This is a genomic window from Vibrio sp. 1F255 (assembly GCF_041439145.1).
Classification (GTDB): Bacteria; Pseudomonadota; Gammaproteobacteria; order Enterobacterales; family Vibrionaceae; genus Vibrio; species Vibrio crassostreae_C.
The window spans coordinates 93,557-112,035 of sequence record NZ_JBGONQ010000004.1; the positions used below are offsets into that span (position 1 = coordinate 93,557).

The following is an 18,479-nucleotide window of genomic DNA, read 5'->3' on the forward strand; positions in this document are numbered from 1 at the left end:
AGTAAGTTATTGCGTTGATTAGAAAGGTGGTCAAACACACGTCAATCAAAACTACCGTCATCTCCTAAAGCGACGAAGGAGCGTAATAGGAGATCTGCTTTTGGACTGCATCCAATAAAAAAGGTTGATGCTTTCACATCAACCTTATGATTTTCATTCCAGCTTTATCAGCCTAGCTCAGTATCTTTCGGGCGTAACTGAAACTCATCAATAGAGCCAATTTCAACACCTGCTGACAGCTTCTCTTCCTCATTATGAGCATTACCGTGAGCATGCATAATCAGGCGATTTGCCGTGCGTGGTTTTAGCTGGCTAACCACAAAACGCATCATGTCTGAGCGAGTTAACCCCTTAAGGTCTTCTAATACGCGCTCTCTCTGGTTGAACTTAACATCCTTATTGCCTATCGCAACCCATAAGCGCTGAGCTCGCCCTCGCAAAGTCGTATCTGGTGCCGAAATCTGATTCCAGAGACCGCGCTTACTGCTGTGCCATTGATAGTCGTTAAGCTCCAACAGCACCATGTAAAAGGCATTGAGGAACTCATCTATTGAAGCTAACAAGTCAGCAGGGGCGGCATTCGGTGATTGCACATACAACACAATACCAGGGTGTCGGTTGAGCGGCATATTGCCAGTACCGACCATGTAACCTAGCTGCTGCTTGGTTCGTATCTCATGGAAGAAAGTGGCCGACATCAAATGGTTTGCCAATGAATACAGCGCGATATTTTTAGGTGAAATATCAGGGCATTGGTAATAAACCACAATTGCTGAATCATCTTGGTTACACACCACTTCACGTTGGAAGCTGCCGTTTTCACCGAGCATGATGAGCGGACGCAGTGATTCTTCGTAAGCCTGATCTTGAACACGCAGTGCATCTTTTAGCGTTTCAGCCATCTTGTGTGCATCGGCTTTTTTCCAGTCGCCATACACAAACATCTCAACATGAAGTTCCGCCAAGATTGCTTGAACAAAAGAGGAGAGCTCATCGACCTCTATCGTTTCTAGGGCTTCAATTAACACGGAATAAGGCGGGTTATTTGGTTGAAGTATCCCAGTCATTGCATTAAACAACTGCGAAATAGGGCGATCTTGCGACGCGTTGTTCCAGTTTCTGAGCAATTGATGCTTGATGGTTTCGAAGCGTGTTGGACTAAAGTCGCGTGCTTGGAAACGTTCAAGAATCATATTGAGCAGTTGTGGCTGTTTCTCGCTAAACCCGGACAGAGTGAGCGTTACACCGCCCTGATGGGTGTACATGTTGTAGCCCATTCCGGCGATTTCAGCCTGATACGTATCTTTTTCGAGTGAGTCTAAGAACATCTCTACGCACAAGCGTGTTTTAACGATATTTCTTGGGCTAGCAACTGAGTGCGGGCTATCGATAGCAACATACACCACACCTTTTGGCACCCGGAATTGATGGTCTTGCAGATGCCATAGCTTAAAGCCATCGAGCTCTTCTAACAGTTGTGGGAACTTAGCGTCACCTTCGAGTTCAGTCGGGTCTAGATCGTAGCAAATAAACGGGTTTTTGCTTGGGAGTTCAAACTGCCAACCGGGGTTAATGCACGTAAAGCATTGAACTTGTTCAGCGCTAAAAGGTGTGACCGAGTAGGGCGTAAAGTACCACTTCGCTTCCCTGTCATACTCGAATCCCTGAGCAACAATGGTTGCCCGCATGTTGTCGACGGTTAAGTAAGGCAGCAAAGCACGCTGTAATTCGTCATCGAAATGCGACATTTTGTAATCGCCATACACCACATCTTGCTCTTGGTAGTGCTGCATGTTGATGACGAGGTGGCTGACGACATCAAGCGGTCTTGCTGGCTCTTGAAAGCGGAAAGCAGACTCTAAAACGGCGCGTTTTTCTAGGTAGCGCCACTCTTCTATGCCTTGTTGTTCGACTAACTTGATGTACTGAAATATCGCTTGGATGATGTTATCGGTTTTGGTTAAACCTTCTATGGTCAATGAGCAACTGACTGTGAAATCACGGTAGTTACTGCCACTCGCGCCACCACCTGCAGAGAGAGATGTTATCCAGCCTTTCTCTTTGAGTTGCATCATCAAACTGCCTTCACCTTCGTAACCTAAAAGGTGGGCAAAGAACGACAAAGGCTTAACGCCGTAGTGTTCGTCCATGCTTGGCATCGGGAAGGTTAAGATCAGTTTGCGCACTTCTTTAATCGGCTCAACGCGGACTTGTACACCCGTACTTAACTCGCCGACAATCGGAACTTCAACCTTTTTGCCTTGTAGGTTGTGATTGGTGATTGAGCTAAAGCGATCCTCAACCCAGCTTTGCATCTCATCTAACGACTGATTGCCAGACAGTGTCAGTGTCATCAAGTCAGCAGAGTATTGTTGCTGGTGGAAAGCCAAGATCTCTTGTCGAATCGTCTCGCCGTTTCTGTCACCCAACGTATCGATATTACCGACAGAAAACTTCGAGAATGGGTGATTGTGATTCACCAGTTCTTTGGTAACTTGGTACAAGCGTCGTGAGTCGTCGTTGAGTTTCATCTTGTATTCGGAGTCAACGGCTTGGCGTTCTTTGTCTAACGCTTCTTCGTTGAAAAGGGGAGCGGTAAAAAATTGGCTGAAGCGATCGAGTGCGGTTTCAAAGGCATTCAATTCAACATCAAAAAAGAAGCAGGTGTGCTCTGTTCCTGTCCAAGCGTTGTTGCTACCGCCATGCTGGCTGATAAAACTTTGGAACTCTCCGACCTTTGGATACTTTTCAGTTCCCAAAAATAGCATATGCTCTAAGTAGTGAGCTAAACCCTCTCGGTCTGTAGGGTCATCAAAATGCCCCACATTGACGGCTAATGCGGCTGCTGCTTTTTGAGCATTTTGATCCTGAACTAACAGTACACGTAACCCGTTATTTAAGGTTATGTAGCGGTATTGATGTTCATCATTTGGGCTTAAGTGCACAGGAGCATCTCCAGAGAAGGTGGTTTTTAAATTATGTACCCGATGATTCGGCGTGCAAACCTTGTGATCATATTTTGGGATATGAAGTGCTTTTTGGCGATTTCTAAATCACTTTTATCGATTTTTATCAGTAATTTATTTTCTTTTAACAAGATTGTTAAGAAAGTCGAACTCTTTGGCAAGTGACTTGATATAATTATTTATATTGACTGCGGTTTCTCTGGATTGAGAGCCAAACCTAAGTAGCGTTTCGCTGATATATGGGATATATCGACTTTCGACATGTTACGAAGACAGGATTGAACATGAAAATATTCATTATGCGCCACGGTGAAGCAGAACATTTTGCCAACTCGGATGCAGAAAGAGCGTTGACCAAGCGCGGGAAAATGGCTTCTCTTGCCGTGGCACAAGCTGCAAATGAGCAGGGGATTAGTCAATTCGATAAAGTGCTGGTGAGCCCATATTTAAGGGCACAAGAAACGTGGTTAGAGATCTCTCAGGCGTTTTCTGGAAAGAAAGTAGAAACCTGTGATGATATTACGCCTTATGGAATGTCCGACGATGTGTTTGATTTGACCTTAGCAATGGCTGAAGTAGAAAAACTAGAGACCATTTTATTTGTTTCTCATTTACCTCTAGTTGGCTACCTAACTGCAGAGTTTGCAACAGGCATGGCGCCGCCTATGTTTCCCACTTCGGGCCTAGCGTGTATCGACTTCAACCTTGAGACACAAAAAGGTGAGTTGCTTTGGAACATCAATCCATAAGCTCGTTGAGCTCTGTTTGATGACAAAGTTGCAGACAATTAGAAAGGGCATCTCAATATGATTGGGATGCCCTTTGTTGTTTTTTGGTGAGAGAGAGTTTGTTAACCAGAATTACTTCTCAGGAACCGAAAGCAAGACTAACAGCGCGCCATTGCCGCCAAACTCTAACGGTGCTTGGTGGAAAGCCATCACGTCTGGGTGCTGTGCTAACCACAAAGGCACCTTCTGTTTAAGGATGTGTTTACCGATACCGTGTTGAACACAGGCACACGCCACGCTCTCTTTCACGCAGTGCGCAATCATCGCGCCAAGCTCACGTTTGGCTTCTTGTTGAGTCATACCATGCATATCGAGATACACGTCAGGCACGTAGACACCACGACGGAGGCGCTTGACCTCATATTTAGAGACATCATCACGCGCATAACGCGTCGGACCGTCTTCGCTAAGATGCGGAATGAACTCATCCGAGAAATAAAACTCGCTATCACTGGCTTGTCTTGCCGTTCGAGTAATTTCTTTTTGCTTGGCATTTCTTTTTGGCTGCTGGACTATGGTATCCTGTTGCAACTTTTTAACGCCCTTTACTGCATCGTTGAACAGGGCGAAATCGTCATCGAAGTCGGTGTCTTTTTTGCTCATCAGGTTATGAATTCTAATTAGAAACGTAATTAGCAGTATTGTAGCGCTTTTCGGAGACAATTTTGGATAAGATTTTTGTAGAAGAAGCGGTATCAGAACTACACACGCTTCAAGATGTGATTCGTTGGACTGTTAGCCGCTTTAACGCAGCGGGCCTATTTTATGGTCACGGCACTGATAACGCGTGGGATGAGGCAGTACAACTTATCTTACCTACTCTTTATCTGCCGATTGATGTTCCTTCGCATGTGATGAACTCTCGTCTAACGAGCAGCGAACGTCTACGTATTGTTGAGCGCGTAATCAAGCGTATTAATGATCGTACACCAACGGCTTACCTAACCAACAAAGCTTGGTTCTGTGGTCTTGAGTTCTTCGTTGATGAGCGCGTTCTTGTGCCTCGTTCTCCAATTGGTGAGCTGATCGAAGCTCAATTCCAACCTTGGTTAACTGAAGAGCCAACTCGCATCATGGATATGTGTACGGGTAGTGGTTGTATCGCTATTGCTTGTGCTCACGCATTCCCAGACGCTGAAGTAGATGCGATTGATATCTCTACTGACGCATTGCAAGTTGCAGAGCAGAACGTTCAAGATCACGGCATGGAGCAGCAAGTGTTCCCAATCCGTTCAGATCTTTTCCGTGATTTGCCAAAAGAGAAATACAACCTGATCGTATCTAACCCACCTTACGTGGACGAAGAAGATATGAACAGCCTGCCAGATGAGTTTACTCACGAGCCAGAACTTGGCCTAGCAGCGGGTACAGACGGTCTGAAATTGGTTCGTCGCATCTTAGCTAATGCACCAGACTACCTAACTGACGACGGTATTCTTATCTGTGAAGTTGGTAACTCAATGGTTCATATGATGGATCAGTACCCAGAGATTCCATTCACTTGGATTGAATTCTCTAACGGTGGTCATGGCGTATTCATGATCACTCGTGAGCAGCTTGTTGCTTGCGCTGATGAGTTCTCTATCTACAAAGACTAGGTTTCAATTATTAGGTTAGTGCCCCTATCTTAGGGCTGTAAGCTTAGAACCTGACATCTAGTAAGACGTTCGATTTGAAACGTTTTTATTTAAACGCCATGCAGCAATGCATGGCGTTTTTTATTGCCTAGATTAAAGATGTTTGCATTTATATCGAAGACGTTAAGCGCAATATTTAGTTGATTAATATGAGGGCTTATTACATATTGGTGTTTAATATTTAGTCGTTTTAGTGAGTTAAGGAGGATTCACGATGAGCTTTGATACATGGATTTATTATTTATTAGCGGTGCTAATTTTAACGGCATCACCAGGCCCAAGTTCTTTATTGTGCATGACCAAAGGTGTGCAATCTGGCTTTAAATTATCGATATTTACTGCCTTGGGGAGCTTAACTGCGATTACTGGTATTTTAACTTTATCGTTTACCGGGCTAGGGGTAATTATTGCTTCGTCTGAAGTGGTATTTAATGTCATAAAATGGACTGGTGCAGCTTATCTGATCTTCCTCGGTTGGAAGTCTCTGCGCTCTAGCCAACAAGATTATGACAAGTTATCGGATCAACAAGGCGGTGCTCAATCTGTCAAAGAAAGCGCTGCGCAGCATTACTTAAGTGGCTTTATTGTTGGCGGGAGTAACCCCAAAGCTATCTTGTTTTTTACTGCACTTTTCCCACAGTTTATTGATCCCTCAATTGCGCTATTACCACAGTTTACCGTGTTTGCTTTTACCTTCGCAGTGATGGAATTGTCTTGGTTATTGGTGTATGCCTACTTGGGGGCGAAGTCGTCAAATTGGTTGTTTGCGAAAGGTCGAGCCAAGGTCTTTAATCGTGTCACTGGAGGTGTCTTTATTGGGGCTGGCGCACTGCTTTCGACGACCAGTCGAGCATAACTTTCTGTTTTATCAGAGAGGTGAATGATTACAGAATATTCTTGATGCTGTCATAAAAGGTTAATATTAATGTGCTTGCTGCTTTTGGCGAAAAGCCGATATATTGTAGTTACACCATCACGTTCTCAAGGAGAGACATATGCAGCATCAAGAAATGATTCAACACAGTAACTTTGGCGTAATCAGTCGTACTTGGATTTTCTCTACCCTTTCTCTAGTGGGTATTCTTGCTCTAATGTAGTCAGCTTCATGGCTCTATAGTTTTAGTTTTTATTATGAAATCACTTGTTAAAAAGTCTTCAAAGTCAGAACTCTTTCTCTTATAAATGTGGCTTTTCTCATCAGGCTAGCCACTTAACTTTTTCTTAGTCATCTTCTTCTAGCAAGCATCCCCCAGTAATTTACTCCTAGTCACCACTTTCTTCTTGTGGAATGGTTTATCACCTTACCTCTATAAACAAGCGCCATCGCACTTCTGAAGTTGTTACGAAACTGTGATAATCTTAAGTTATCTTTTATCTACAGTGTATCTCTCATGTCTGTCTGGGATTCTATTTCATTTAACAATCGATTTACTGCATTACCTCGACTGTTCTATACCCCAATTCAACCTACACCGCTCAGCAATGTCCAATGGCTCGCATGGAATCATAAGCTTGCGGATGAACTCGGTTTTTTGTCATTTGATGATGCTTCCGAGGAATTGCTTGAAACGTTATCTGGCAATGTTGAACCTGAGCAGTTTTCGCCTGTAGCAATGAAATACGCAGGCCACCAGTTTGGTTCTTATAACCCGGATTTAGGTGATGGAAGAGGGCTGTTATTAGCTCAAATTGTCGCGAAAAGTGGCGAAACGTTCGATTTACACCTTAAAGGTGCCGGTAAAACGCCCTATTCACGTATGGGCGATGGACGCGCTGTTATTCGATCAACCGTTCGTGAGTACTTATGTAGCGAAGCGATGGCAGGGCTCAATATCCCAACCACTCGCGCGTTGGCTATGATGACCAGCGACACACCGGTATATCGAGAGAAGCAAGAGTGGGGCGCATTGTTGGTGCGTGCTGCCGAATCACACATCCGTTTCGGTCACTTTGAACATCTGTTTTATACCAATCAGTTGGCTGAGCATAAGTTGCTGGCCGATAAAGTCATTGAATGGCACTTCCCTGAGTGTCTCGATGAAGAGAAACCCTACGCTGCTATGTTTAATCAGATTGTTGACCGTACCGCGGAGATGATTGCGTTGTGGCAAGCGAATGGTTTTGCTCATGGCGTGATGAACACCGATAACATGTCGATCATCGGGCAAACTTTCGATTATGGCCCGTTCGCGTTTCTTGATGAATATGACCCAAGATTGATCTGTAATCACTCGGATTACCAAGGTCGTTATGCTTTTAACCAGCAGCCAAGAATAGGGCTTTGGAACCTGTCGGCACTGGCTCACTCACTTTCTCCGCTGGTGGATAAGGCCGACTTAGAGGCGGCTTTAGAGCAGTACGAACCGCAAATGAACGGTTACTTTAGTCAGATGATGCGTCGTAAGTTGGGGCTACTTTCGAAACAAGAAGGCGACAGTCGTTTGTTTGAATCTATGTTCGAGCTGATGTCGCAAAACAAAGTCGACTACCCAAGGTTCTTTAGAACGCTATCGAACCTAGACACCTTGTCGCCACAAGAAGTGATTGATCTGATAATTGATCGAGAGGCAGCAAAACTGTGGGTAGATAACTACTTACAACGCTGCGAATTGGAAGATAGCTCAGTGGTCGAGCGCTGCGAAAATATGAGACAGGTAAACCCGAAATACATCCTCAGAAACTACCTAGCTCAGCTAGCGATAGACAAAGCAGAGCGCGGTGATAGCAGCGATATTGACGCTTTGATGGTGGTACTGGCAGACCCTTATGCGGAACACCCGGATTATGAATACCTTGCGGCTCTACCTCCTGAGTGGGGTAAAGCCATGCAGATCAGCTGCTCTTCATAACCAACCAATAGCGGATTAAGCCCTAAAGATTCAGATAGAGGTCACTAAGTTGTGATCTTTATCTGTTTGTTCTTCTAACTTTACAAACATGTCAATAATCAAACAATCGGCCAGCCTATACACTATGTGAATAAGTTGTAAATTTAATAGGTTTGGGCGATGCCAACAAATACTCGAATTCTCGTGGTGGATGATGATCAAGAAATCCGCGAGCTGCTGGAAGAGTACCTCACAAAATCTGGTTTCGATGTTTCTTCTGTGGGAGATGGTGTTGAACTAGAAGCTCATCTGCAAAACCAAGGTTATCCAGATCTGATTCTGCTTGATGTGATGCTACCCGGTGACGATGGTTTTACCTTGTGTCAACGCGTCCGTAAGCAATCGAATGTGCCTATCATCATGCTGACTGCCGTATCGGATGAAACCGACCAAATTATCGGCTTAGAAATTGGTGCTGATGATTACATTGCCAAGCCGTTTAGCCCTCGTCAGTTAATGGCGCGTATCAAAGCGTTGTTGCGCCGCGTTCAAGTGGTGGATGACAAGACAAGTGATGCATTGCCAAAACAGATTGTTTTTGGTGATTGGACGCTTGATACGTTAGCGCATCGAATTTCCCACAATGAAAACTCGGAAGAGATGGATTTGTCGGGCAGTGATTTTTCTCTGTTGATGTTGTTCTTAACTCGCCCTAACGAAGTTCTCGACCGTGACACTATCTCATTCGCGACCAGAGGCCGTGAAGCGTTGCCTTTTGAGCGAGGCATTGATGTGCAGCTTAGTCGTCTGAGAAGCCGATTGGGCGACAGTGGCAAGTATCCTCACTACATCAAAACCATGCGCGGTAATGGCTATATCCTCGCTGTGCCTGTTCAGTATGAACACTGATAATCAAGTGATGTTAATGAGCACCTCGGCAATGAAGTATTTCCTATGAACGGGTTGAGTCGGTTAAAGCCAAACTCTTTGGTTGCCAGAACATTGTTACTGACCTTGTTAGCTGTGGTGATAGCTCAAGGTATCGCAACGTCTATTTGGTATAGCGAATCCAAACACAAAGAACTGGAGGGGATTCGTTCTGCCTCTTCAAGCATGGCCAATATGTTTGCCTCGACGGTGACTTTCTTCCAGTCTCTGCCCGTTAAATATCGCCATATCGTGTTGGATCAAATCCGCAATATGGGCGGTACGCGCTTCTTCGTTTCTTTCAATAAAGAGGCGTTGATTGTCGAACCGATCCCTGATACCCGTTTAAAAACCGCCTCGATTGAAGCGATAGAAAGTGTTTTGAGTAGCAAGCTCAATAAAGTCGAATCAGTGCGGGTTGATTTCTCTCGCCCTGAACATCTTCGTTTGCTTAAAAATGACATCTACTTGAGCGATCTCCCACGATCGTGGGCACATCATACTTTAACCTTAGAACCTCTTAACCCTCCTATTCTGGTTGTTCAGATAGAATTAGCCAGTCATGAATGGGTGTATATCGCCGCGTTGTTGCCTGCGCCTTACGTCAAACTCGACGATACGATTCTCGGCAGAGAACAGGTGATCTTCTTAGTTTCCTCGACCCTCATTCTTTTGGTTTTGACTTACTTGATGATTCGTCGGCAAGTACGCCCTCTTAAAAAATTAGCAAGAGCGGCCAATGAGATGAGTATGGATATTCAGCAGCCGCCACTTAACGAAGAGGGGGCTACTGAGCTGGTGACGGCGACCCGAGCGTTTAATCGAATGCAACAACGGATTCGTCGCTATGTTGCCGACCGTGAGCACCTTTTCTCTGCAATCTCACATGATTTAAAGACACCAATAACACGGCTTAGATTGCGTGCAGAGTTGTTGGAGAGTGAAGTAAAGAAAGACAAATTCAACAAAGATCTCGATGAGCTTGAGATGATGGTTAAAGGTGCTTTGCAAGCGGTAAGAGACACCGATCTACACGAGAATAATGCCATTATTGACCTCAACGAAATGGTACTTTCAGTGATTGAATCTCATAACCAGTATCAGACAAAGGTTGAGTTCGAGCCGGTCGTCATTGAGCCATTGGTCGCTAAACCACTGGCGATAAAGCGTGTACTCACCAACTTAATCGACAACGCGGTTAAGTATGGTTCCTCAGCAGTTGTTGAAATCAGCGGTGATGATCTTTGGGTGGTCGTGACCATTCAAGACCGTGGTCTCGGTATTCCAGAAGACAAGCTAGAGTTAGTTTTTGAACCTTACTTTAGGTTAGCAACTGATGATCAAGGACACGGTCTTGGCCTCGGGATCTGCCGAAATATCCTGCATGGACACGGCGGAGATCTCATTATTCGCAACTCCCCTCAAGGCGGCTTAGAAGCTAAAGTCTATATTCCACGCGGCCTAGAAGTTTAATGTAACAATTGTGTTACATTGAGCTTACCTTTTGTTTCAATCTTACAAATCAGAATAAGTAGACTCTGTATTGAACCGGACGTCGAGTCCGCTAAAACATGGAAGATAATAATGAAAATCAATAAAACCCTACTTACTCTATCTCTTCTTGCTGCCTCAACATTTTCTCAAGCTGGTGAAGTGGAAGTGCTTCACTGGTGGACTGCCGGTGGCGAAGCGAAATCCGCAGCTGTACTGAAAGAGATGATTGAAGAACAAGGCCATACTTGGAAAGATTTCGCTGTTGCTGGTGGCGGCGGTGAAAGTGCGATGACTGTTTTGAAAACTCGAGCAGTGTCGGGCAATCCTCCATCTGCGGCGCAGATTAAAGGTCATGATATTCAAGAGTGGGGTGGTTTAGGTTTTCTAACGTCTCTCGATGCAACGGCGAAACAAGAAAAATGGGATGAGCTACTGCCAGAAGTGGTCACTAAAGTGATGAAGTGGGATGGCGAATATGTCGCAGTTCCTGTCAACGTTCACCGTGTTAACTGGCTTTGGGCTAACCCTGTTGTTTTAGAAAAATCAGGCGTGACGGTTCCAACTACGTTAGATGAGTTCTTTGTTGCCGCAGACAAGATTAAAGCGGCTGGCTTCATTCCACTGGCTCACGGTGGTCAACCTTGGCAAGACGCTACGGTATTCGAAGCTGTAGCACTTGATGTACTAGGCAGTGAAGATTACAACAAAGCGTTCGTTGATCTGGATATGGACGTGTTATCTGGCGACAAAATGGTGGAAGTGTTCACCAAGTTCAAAAAGATGCGTGATTACATCGACAGCAACTCTCCGGGTCGTGATTGGAACGTAGCAACTTCGATGGTTATCAATGGCGAAGCGGCAATGCAGATCATGGGTGACTGGGCGAAAGGTGAATTTACTGCGGCAGGCAAAGTACCGGGTAAAGATTACATCTGTGCACCAGCACCGGGCACTGATGGCCAATTCACTTTCAACATCGATAGCTTTGCGTTCTTTGAGCTGAGTGACAAAGAGAACCAAAAAGCGCAGCAAGACCTAGCGAAAACCATTCTTACCAAAGATTTCCAAGAAGTCTTCAACCTTAACAAGGGTTCTATCCCTGTACGTCTAGATATGGACATGTCTAAGTTCGACCAATGTGCGTTGGATTCAATGGCAACCTTCAAAGCGAGTGCGAAATCTGGCGATCTTGTTCCGAGTATGGCTCACGGCCTAGCGACAACAAGCTACGCTCAAGGCGCGATTTACGACGTGGTAACCAACTTCTTCAACGAAAAAGATGCCGATCCAAAACAAGCGGCGGCTAAGTTAGCGAAAGCTGTGAAAGCGGCTATCTAATATAACTTGATAAGCGACACACAACGCACGTGAGTGACGGGTTGTGTTGCTTTACCAAACCCCCAGGGTGGGTAGGCTCGTAGGGAGCCTATCTACTCTTCACTCCCAATTCTGATATGCGTGATGCTGATGTGGTGCCGAAAGGTAAGCCATTGGCTCGATTGTGCAACAAGGATAAGTTATGGAGCATGTTTTGACTGAGTCGACTCCAAAACCCACAAGGAGCCAGCCTGCACCGAAACCGAGTTTTGCTGACAGGTTACAACATTGGTTACCTAAAATTGTACTGGCGCCGACCGCGTTAGTGACCGTGGTGTGTATCTACGGCTACATTTTTTGGACGGCAGCGCTGTCGTTCACCAACTCTCGATTTCTGCCGAGCTTTAATTTCGTTGGTTTAACCCAATATGAAAAGCTGATGGATAACGATCGTTGGATCACCTCAATCACTAACCTCGGTGTGTTTGGCTTTCTATTCATGGCGATAGCTATCTTGCTTGGTGTTGGTTTAGCGGTATTGCTTGACCAGAACATCCGTCAAGAAGGAGCGATTCGTACTATCTATCTCTACCCAATGGCGTTGTCATTCATCGTGACGGGTACCGCTTGGAAATGGATTCTTAATCCAGGTCTTGGTATTGAAAAGCTGATGCAAGATTGGGGATTCAGTGACTTCAAATTTGATTGGCTAGTCGACTCTGAAATGTCGGTGTATACCTTGGTTATCGCGGCACTTTGGCAGTCTTCAGGGTTTGTGATGGCGATGTTCTTAGCCGGTCTGCGTGGCATCGATTCTTCAATCATCAAAGCGGCTCAAATCGATGGGGCAAGCTTACCCACTATCTATCTCAAAATCATTTTACCTTGCTTGCGTCCTGTGGTTTTCAGTGCGGTGATCATCACGTCACACATTGCGATTAAGAGTTTCGACCTTGTGACGGCAATGACGGCAGGTGGCCCAGGTTATTCATCGGATCTTCCTGCGCTATTTATGTACGCACACTCCTTTACTCGCGGACAAATTGGCCTTGGTGCTGCCAGTGCCATGATGATGCTTGCTGGTATCTTAGCGATTCTCGTGCCTTATCTTTACTCTGAACTTAGGGAGAAAAAGTCATGATGAATAACATCAATTTTGCTCGAATCTTTATTTATTCAGCACTGCTTTTCTTCTGCTTGGTGTATCTAATGCCATTGTTTGTCATGGCGCTGACCTCATTCAAAACTCTGCCAGACATCAAGGCAGGTAACTTGATGAGCTTACCGAAAGAGTGGGTGTTTGATGCTTGGTATAAAGCGTGGGACACCGCCTGTACGGGCGTGAAATGTGAAGGCATCAAAGGCTACTTCTGGAACTCGTTCCAAATGGTGATTCCTGCGGTTGCGATTTCAACATTGCTCGGTGCATTCAATGGTTATGTAGTGACGAAATGGCAATTCCGAGGCTCGAATCTGTTCTTCAGCTTACTGTTGTTTGGTTGCTTCATTCCGTTCCAAGTGGTGCTACTACCAATGGCAACCATGCTCGGCAAGATGGGGCTAGCGAACACAACCATCGGCTTGGTGATTGTGCACGTTATCTACGGCATGGCGTTTACAACTCTGTTTTTCCGTAACTTCTACATCTCGATTCCGGATGAATTGATCAAAGCAGCAAAACTGGATGGTGCAGGCTTCTTTACGATTTTCTTCAAGATCTTATTACCGATCTCTACGCCTATCATCATGGTGACGGTGATCTGGCAGTTCACCGCAATCTGGAACGATTTCTTGTTCGGGGTGGTGTATTCCGGCTCAGAGACTCAGCCAATCACCGTAGCATTAAATAACTTAGTCAACACCAGCACGGGCGTTAAAGAATACAACGTTGATATGGCTGCCGCGATCATCGCCGCGCTGCCAACGCTGTTGGTGTATGTCTTCGCAGGAAAATATTTTGTTCGTGGCCTAACGGCAGGATCAGTAAAAGGATAATTACCCATGGCAACATTAGATTTAAAACAGATCCGTAAAACCTATCGCAACGCGGACAACGAAACGTTAAAGGGCATCGACATCAGTATCGATTCGGGGGAGTTCTTGATACTTGTCGGCCCTTCGGGGTGTGGAAAATCCACCCTAATGAACACCATTGCTGGGCTAGAAAATATTAGCTCGGGTGAAATCGTGATTGATGGTGTTGACGTGGCCCAGGTTGAACCTAAAGACCGCGACATCGCGATGGTATTCCAGTCGTACGCACTTTACCCAAACATGACGGTACGCGGCAATATCGCCTTCGGCTTGAAGATCCGCAAGATGCCACAAGACGAAATCGACGCAGAAGTGAATCGCGTCGCTGAAATGCTACAAATCGAACAACTGCTTGATCGTAAACCATCGCAGCTATCTGGTGGTCAGCGTCAACGTGTCGCGATGGGACGTGCACTAGCGCGTCGTCCTAAGTTGTACCTGTTCGATGAACCGCTTTCTAACTTGGATGCCAAGCTGCGTGTTGAAATGCGTCATCAGATTAAACGCCTTCACCAAAAGCTTAACACCACCATTGTTTACGTCACCCATGACCAAATAGAGGCGATGACCTTGGCGGATCGTATTGCGGTGATGAAAGATGGTGAACTGCAGCAACTCGGTACGCCGCAAGAGATCTACACCAAGCCAAACAATATGTTTGTCGCGGGCTTTATGGGTTCACCATCTATGAACTTCATTAAGACCATGGTGGATTTGGATGATGAGCAGAATCCGATCATCAAAGTAACGGGTACAGCTGAGCAAGAGCACCACATTCGATTACCACAAAGCATGCGTGAGCAAGATGGCAAAGAAGTGGTGATTGGCCTGCGCCCTGAACATATTACCGAGCAGGAAAGTGAAGATGTGTCGGCAACGACCAAGCTAGACTTGCAGTTAGAAGTGCTAGAACCAACAGGGCCAGATACGATTGCGATGGTGAAAGTGAACGACCAAGAAGTGGCATGTCGCTTGTCGCCAGAATTTGAAGTGTCAGTTGGGCAAATGGCGCCGCTGCATTTTGACTTATCAAAGGCGGTATTCTTTGATGCTCAGACTGAAGCGAGAATTGATTTTTAGTTTTTGAGACAGTAGCTCAATGAGAGTCTAAGCTTAAGCAAAGGCAGTATCACTAATTACTAATAAGTAACGTGATGCTGTCTTTTTTGTTGTTTTAGCCTGTTTTATTTCCTCACGAAAACAGAGGGATAAACGAGATAAATGGATTAACTGCAATAATATCGCCAAATAGCCTCCGTTAGCTCTATAAAGCTGACCGAGAACAGCGTAGGATCGCGCTACTTTAGACCAAATACTAGGTTGCACATTAGTGCATAAACAGAAGAATACATGAAACTAACAGCAAAACCCTCAGCTAGTAACGCTTTACTTATTTCTATTACGACACCGGACTTCAAAGGTGACGAAGCAAAAGAGTCTCTTGCCGAACTTGCTCGCTTAGTAACAACCCTAGGGTTTAAAGTGGTCGGTACACAATCACAGCACCACAGTTCAACACAACGACAAAACGTGTTGGGCGCAGGTAAGCTTGCAGAAATTGCACACTTAACCGGTTACCAAGGTTCGATTGAAGAAGCCGAAGATGAAGATTTTATCGATGAGTCTTTTGATTTTCGTGCTGGTATCGATGAGTTAGATTTTGATGATCTTCCATCTGAAGACGTGGAGTTTGGTACTGCTGACGTAGTGGTATTCGACTGTGATTTGAGCCCATCTCAACTGCGTAATGTAGAAGCTCACTTGGGTGTCGAGGTGTTTGACCGTACTGGTATCATCATTGAGATCTTCAGCCGTCATGCTCGTACTCGTACCGCACGTCTGCAAGTTGAAATCGCTCGACTAAACTACCTAGTGCCTCGACTGCGTGAGACGGCCGACGGTGATAAAGAGCGTCAAATGGGTCAGGGTGCAGGTGAAACTTCACTAGAGCTAGACCGCCGTAAAGTACGTGACCAAATTGCTGCACTTAAGCGTGAGCTGGTTAGCGTACAAGACGAAATGAAGAACCGACGCACTCAGCGTTCGGAGCTTTTCACTGTTGCTCTAGTTGGTTACACCAACGCGGGTAAATCTTCGATGATGCGTGCAATGACCGCAACAGAAGTGAGTGGTGAAGACAAGCTATTCGCGACCTTAGATACCACGGTTCGTGCACTTCAGCCGATCACTCAGCCGCGTATCTTAGTGTCAGATACGGTGGGTTTCATCAAGAAACTGCCACACGATCTGGTTGCTTCATTCCACTCAACACTAGCAGAAGCGCATGATGCTTCATTGCTGCTTTATGTGGTTGATGCTTCTGATGTTTCATTCCGCGCACAGCTTGATGTGGTACACGAAGTATTAGCGCAAGTGGGCGTTGAAGGCAGCGAAAAACTATTGGTACTGAACAAGTGCGATAGATTGAGCGAAGAAGAACAGTTAGAGCTGATTGAAGAATTCCCAGATGCAATGCTGACCTCGACTCGTGACCCGCTCGATATCACCAAACTACACAAGTACATTGTGGGTGTGGCTGAACAAGGCATGATCGAAGAAGAGATCACGATTCCTTATTCTGGACAAGGCATTATCGGTGAGATTCGCTCAAACATGAGTGTGGTGAAGGAAGAATACGACTACGAATGCATCAAGCTTACTGTACGCTCAAGTGCAATTGATTTAGCGCGCTTGAAAAAGCGTATGCAGAAGTCTTAATTTTGTAGCGAGCCTGGCAAGAACAACCAAAAGAAAAGCGACCCGATAAGGTCGCTTTTTTGTTTCCTGTCGCTGAGTAATTAGTTACTCGTCAACCAGTCCATTTAGGTCATTTACGCCATTCTTTGAGTTGGCTTCCATCGTGCTAGTTCTGGATCAAGCTTGATGCCTTGCGAAGTCAGCAGGTTAACACGTGCTAAGTAAGCCGCACCGTGCATCAGGTGCTTAGCAAGGTCGACCGCATTACGCTGCTGGTAATCATCTAGGTAGCTGTCTTTTGCCCACGCGTTGAATGCGCCAAGTGCAGGGCCAGCCCATACTTGATAATCCATTTCACGACCTTGTTCGCCCGTGTTTGACCAGCGGCTAGAAAGCCCCAAGTACCAGCGGAAAATCAACGCCATTTTACGCTTCGGGTTGCCTTCAGCGCGTTCGATCTGTTTAGGGTCGCGCTCGTTAAAGTGAGCAACAGTACCTGCCCAGATGTCATCCAATGTTGAACGGAATACCTGCTTCTCTAGCTTTTGACGTTCTTCAACTGGAATCGCTTCAATGGAGTCGTAGCGTGTGTAGATCTCGTAAAGCTTGTTTGCACGCATTGGGAACAAGGTACCGCGCTTAACCACTTGCAGCTTCACGCCCATTTCGAACATGTCTGCTGCCGGAGCCATAGTCACGTCAGCCATTTCAGTTGTCGAAAGCAGCTTACGTGTGTGTTCGCTCGCGCCAGCTTCAACACAGGCTTGGTTAATAGAACCAGTAACAATGTATGCCGCGCCCATGTTAAACGTTGCTAGAGCTGCGTCAGGCGTGCCGACGCCACCACCACAACCAACACGCAGCGGTGTTTTGAATTGGTACTGAGCTTGGATCTGTTCTTTCAACGCAAGAATCGTTGGTAACAGGGTAACTAGAGGGCGGTTATCGGTGTGACCACCAGAATCCGCTTCTGCAGTAATGTCATCCGCCATTGGAACCAACTGTGCTAGCTCCATCTGTTCTGCTGTGATTCGACCTTCATCAACCAAAGCTTGCAGCATTTTCACAGGAGCAGGCTGCATGAACTTGCTTGCGACTTCAGTACGGCTCACTTTTGCGATGACTTTGTTGCCAATCTGGATTTCGCCTTTTGCATCACGGCTTAGACCAGCAGCACGATAGTGAACAATTTGCGGTGTTAAACCTAAGAAGGCTGAAGCCTCAACCGTTTTCACTTTGTGCTTCAAAAACAGCTCTACACTGCCGCGCTCTAGTGCAGGTTCACTTGGGCTGTGAATCAGGTTAAACGCGTAAGGGCCGTTTGGTAGCGCTGCTTGAATACGGTTGATCGCTTGCTCAACGCGAGACGGGATTAAGCCTGCCGCGCCAAATGAACAAAGAATGCCTGCCTGACCAAGCGCAATTACAAGCTCTTCAGATGAGATGCCGTTGGCCATTGCGCCTGCGTAGTACGCGTATTTTACGCCATGACAGCGACGAAACTCTTCGTCGCCCAAGCTTTGTGTACCGAGTGCAGGAGCAAATGCGCTAACAGGTTGGCTGTTCGCTGCACTTGCTGAATCACCCGATGTAATTTCAGCTTGTTGGCTGACGCCTAAGCCTTTTTCTGGGTGGCTCACTACGTAACAAGCAAGGCTTAAGTCTTTTAAGATGGTCGACATTGCCGCGCTATCAAAATGAGTTGTGTTCTCTTCAATCTGCCAAGGCCACGGAGATAGCTTTTCGTTATTGATAGTAGTTTGAGTTGTCATAATTATTTCTTTCCTAGTT

14 protein-coding genes are annotated in these 18,479 nt (G+C 45.8%); 11 read left to right on the forward strand and 3 right to left on the reverse strand.

Features of this window, described 5'->3' with window-relative positions:
- Positions 1-167: 167 nt before the first annotated feature.
- Complete coding sequence (locus tag ACED41_RS04445; protein ID WP_371724542.1) at positions 168-2,945, reverse strand: insulinase family protein; 2,778 nt, start codon at positions 2,943-2,945, stop codon at positions 168-170.
- Between the two features lie 305 nt (positions 2,946-3,250).
- On the opposite strand from ACED41_RS04445, the gene sixA reads away from it, so the two are divergent.
- Positions 3,251-3,715 (forward strand): phosphohistidine phosphatase SixA, encoded by a 465-nt coding sequence (gene sixA / locus ACED41_RS04450; RefSeq protein WP_017064097.1) that lies wholly within the window; start codon positions 3,251-3,253, stop codon positions 3,713-3,715.
- A gap of 111 nt (positions 3,716-3,826) precedes the next feature.
- Here sixA and smrB read toward each other — a convergent pair whose 3' ends face one another.
- Positions 3,827-4,357 carry an endonuclease SmrB gene (gene smrB, locus ACED41_RS04455; RefSeq protein ID WP_017064096.1) on the reverse strand — a complete coding sequence of 177 codons (531 nt, stop codon included), beginning with the start codon at positions 4,355-4,357 and terminating at the stop codon, positions 3,827-3,829.
- Between the two features lie 62 nt (positions 4,358-4,419).
- On the opposite strand from smrB, the gene prmB reads away from it, so the two are divergent.
- The 10 genes from prmB (at position 4,420) to hflX (ending at position 16,709) form a co-directional block, all read left to right on the forward strand.
- Entirely contained in the window at positions 4,420-5,352 is a 933-nt protein-coding gene (gene prmB, locus ACED41_RS04460; RefSeq protein ID WP_017060640.1) for a 50S ribosomal protein L3 N(5)-glutamine methyltransferase, read from the forward strand.
- A 253-nt stretch (positions 5,353-5,605) separates the two neighbouring features.
- Complete coding sequence (locus ACED41_RS04465) at positions 5,606-6,247, forward strand: LysE family translocator (RefSeq protein WP_371724543.1); 642 nt, start codon at positions 5,606-5,608, stop codon at positions 6,245-6,247.
- A gap of 535 nt (positions 6,248-6,782) precedes the next feature.
- Positions 6,783-8,240 (forward strand): protein adenylyltransferase SelO, encoded by a 1,458-nt coding sequence (locus tag ACED41_RS04470; RefSeq protein WP_371724544.1) that lies wholly within the window; start codon positions 6,783-6,785, stop codon positions 8,238-8,240.
- A gap of 159 nt (positions 8,241-8,399) precedes the next feature.
- Positions 8,400-9,128 carry a response regulator gene (locus ACED41_RS04475; RefSeq protein WP_017060637.1) on the forward strand — a complete coding sequence of 243 codons (729 nt, stop codon included), beginning with the start codon at positions 8,400-8,402 and terminating at the stop codon, positions 9,126-9,128.
- A 45-nt stretch (positions 9,129-9,173) separates the two neighbouring features.
- Positions 9,174-10,619 carry an ATP-binding protein gene (locus ACED41_RS04480; protein ID WP_371724545.1) on the forward strand — a complete coding sequence of 482 codons (1,446 nt, stop codon included), beginning with the start codon at positions 9,174-9,176 and terminating at the stop codon, positions 10,617-10,619.
- A 111-nt stretch (positions 10,620-10,730) separates the two neighbouring features.
- On the forward strand, positions 10,731-11,978 hold the full coding sequence (locus ACED41_RS04485) for an ABC transporter substrate-binding protein (protein ID WP_017066147.1): 1,248 nt from the start codon (positions 10,731-10,733) through the stop codon (positions 11,976-11,978).
- Positions 11,979-12,159: 181 nt separating this feature from the next.
- Positions 12,160-13,098, forward strand: coding sequence for a carbohydrate ABC transporter permease (locus tag ACED41_RS04490; RefSeq protein WP_017071726.1), 939 nt, complete (start codon positions 12,160-12,162; stop codon positions 13,096-13,098).
- On the forward strand, positions 13,095-13,952 hold the full coding sequence (locus ACED41_RS04495; protein WP_009848502.1) for a carbohydrate ABC transporter permease: 858 nt from the start codon (positions 13,095-13,097) through the stop codon (positions 13,950-13,952). Before ACED41_RS04490 ends, ACED41_RS04495 begins: the two co-directional genes overlap by 4 nt.
- 6 nt (positions 13,953-13,958) lie before the next feature.
- A complete protein-coding gene (locus ACED41_RS04500; RefSeq protein WP_017066148.1) occupies positions 13,959-15,071 on the forward strand; it encodes an ABC transporter ATP-binding protein in 1,113 nt (370 codons plus the stop codon).
- A 270-nt stretch (positions 15,072-15,341) separates the two neighbouring features.
- Entirely contained in the window at positions 15,342-16,709 is a 1,368-nt protein-coding gene (gene hflX, locus ACED41_RS04505) for a GTPase HflX (RefSeq protein ID WP_017071725.1), read from the forward strand.
- 113 nt (positions 16,710-16,822) lie between these two features.
- Here hflX and pfaD read toward each other — a convergent pair whose 3' ends face one another.
- Positions 16,823-18,460, reverse strand: a complete 1,638-nt coding sequence (gene pfaD / locus ACED41_RS04510; protein ID WP_136974228.1) for an eicosapentaenoate synthase subunit PfaD — start codon at positions 18,458-18,460, stop codon at positions 16,823-16,825.
- Positions 18,461-18,479: the final 19 nt, after the last annotated feature.

Coding starts and splice junctions, on each gene's coding strand:
- smrB (WP_017064096.1), bottom strand. CDS start 4,357: ATGAGCAAAAAAGACACCGACTTCGATGACGATTTCGCCCTGTTCAAC.
- ACED41_RS04485 (WP_017066147.1), top strand. CDS start 10,731: ATGAAAATCAATAAAACCCTACTTACTCTATCTCTTCTTGCTGCCTCA.
- sixA (WP_017064097.1), top strand. CDS start 3,251: ATGAAAATATTCATTATGCGCCACGGTGAAGCAGAACATTTTGCCAAC.
- pfaD (WP_136974228.1), bottom strand. CDS start 18,460: ATGACAACTCAAACTACTATCAATAACGAAAAGCTATCTCCGTGGCCT.
- ACED41_RS04500 (WP_017066148.1), top strand. CDS start 13,959: ATGGCAACATTAGATTTAAAACAGATCCGTAAAACCTATCGCAACGCG.
- ACED41_RS04470 (WP_371724544.1), top strand. CDS start 6,783: ATGTCTGTCTGGGATTCTATTTCATTTAACAATCGATTTACTGCATTA.
- ACED41_RS04475 (WP_017060637.1), top strand. CDS start 8,400: ATGCCAACAAATACTCGAATTCTCGTGGTGGATGATGATCAAGAAATC.
- ACED41_RS04495 (WP_009848502.1), top strand. CDS start 13,095: ATGATGAATAACATCAATTTTGCTCGAATCTTTATTTATTCAGCACTG.
- ACED41_RS04480 (WP_371724545.1), top strand. CDS start 9,174: ATGAACGGGTTGAGTCGGTTAAAGCCAAACTCTTTGGTTGCCAGAACA.
- ACED41_RS04490 (WP_017071726.1), top strand. CDS start 12,160: ATGGAGCATGTTTTGACTGAGTCGACTCCAAAACCCACAAGGAGCCAG.
- hflX (WP_017071725.1), top strand. CDS start 15,342: ATGAAACTAACAGCAAAACCCTCAGCTAGTAACGCTTTACTTATTTCT.
- ACED41_RS04465 (WP_371724543.1), top strand. CDS start 5,606: ATGAGCTTTGATACATGGATTTATTATTTATTAGCGGTGCTAATTTTA.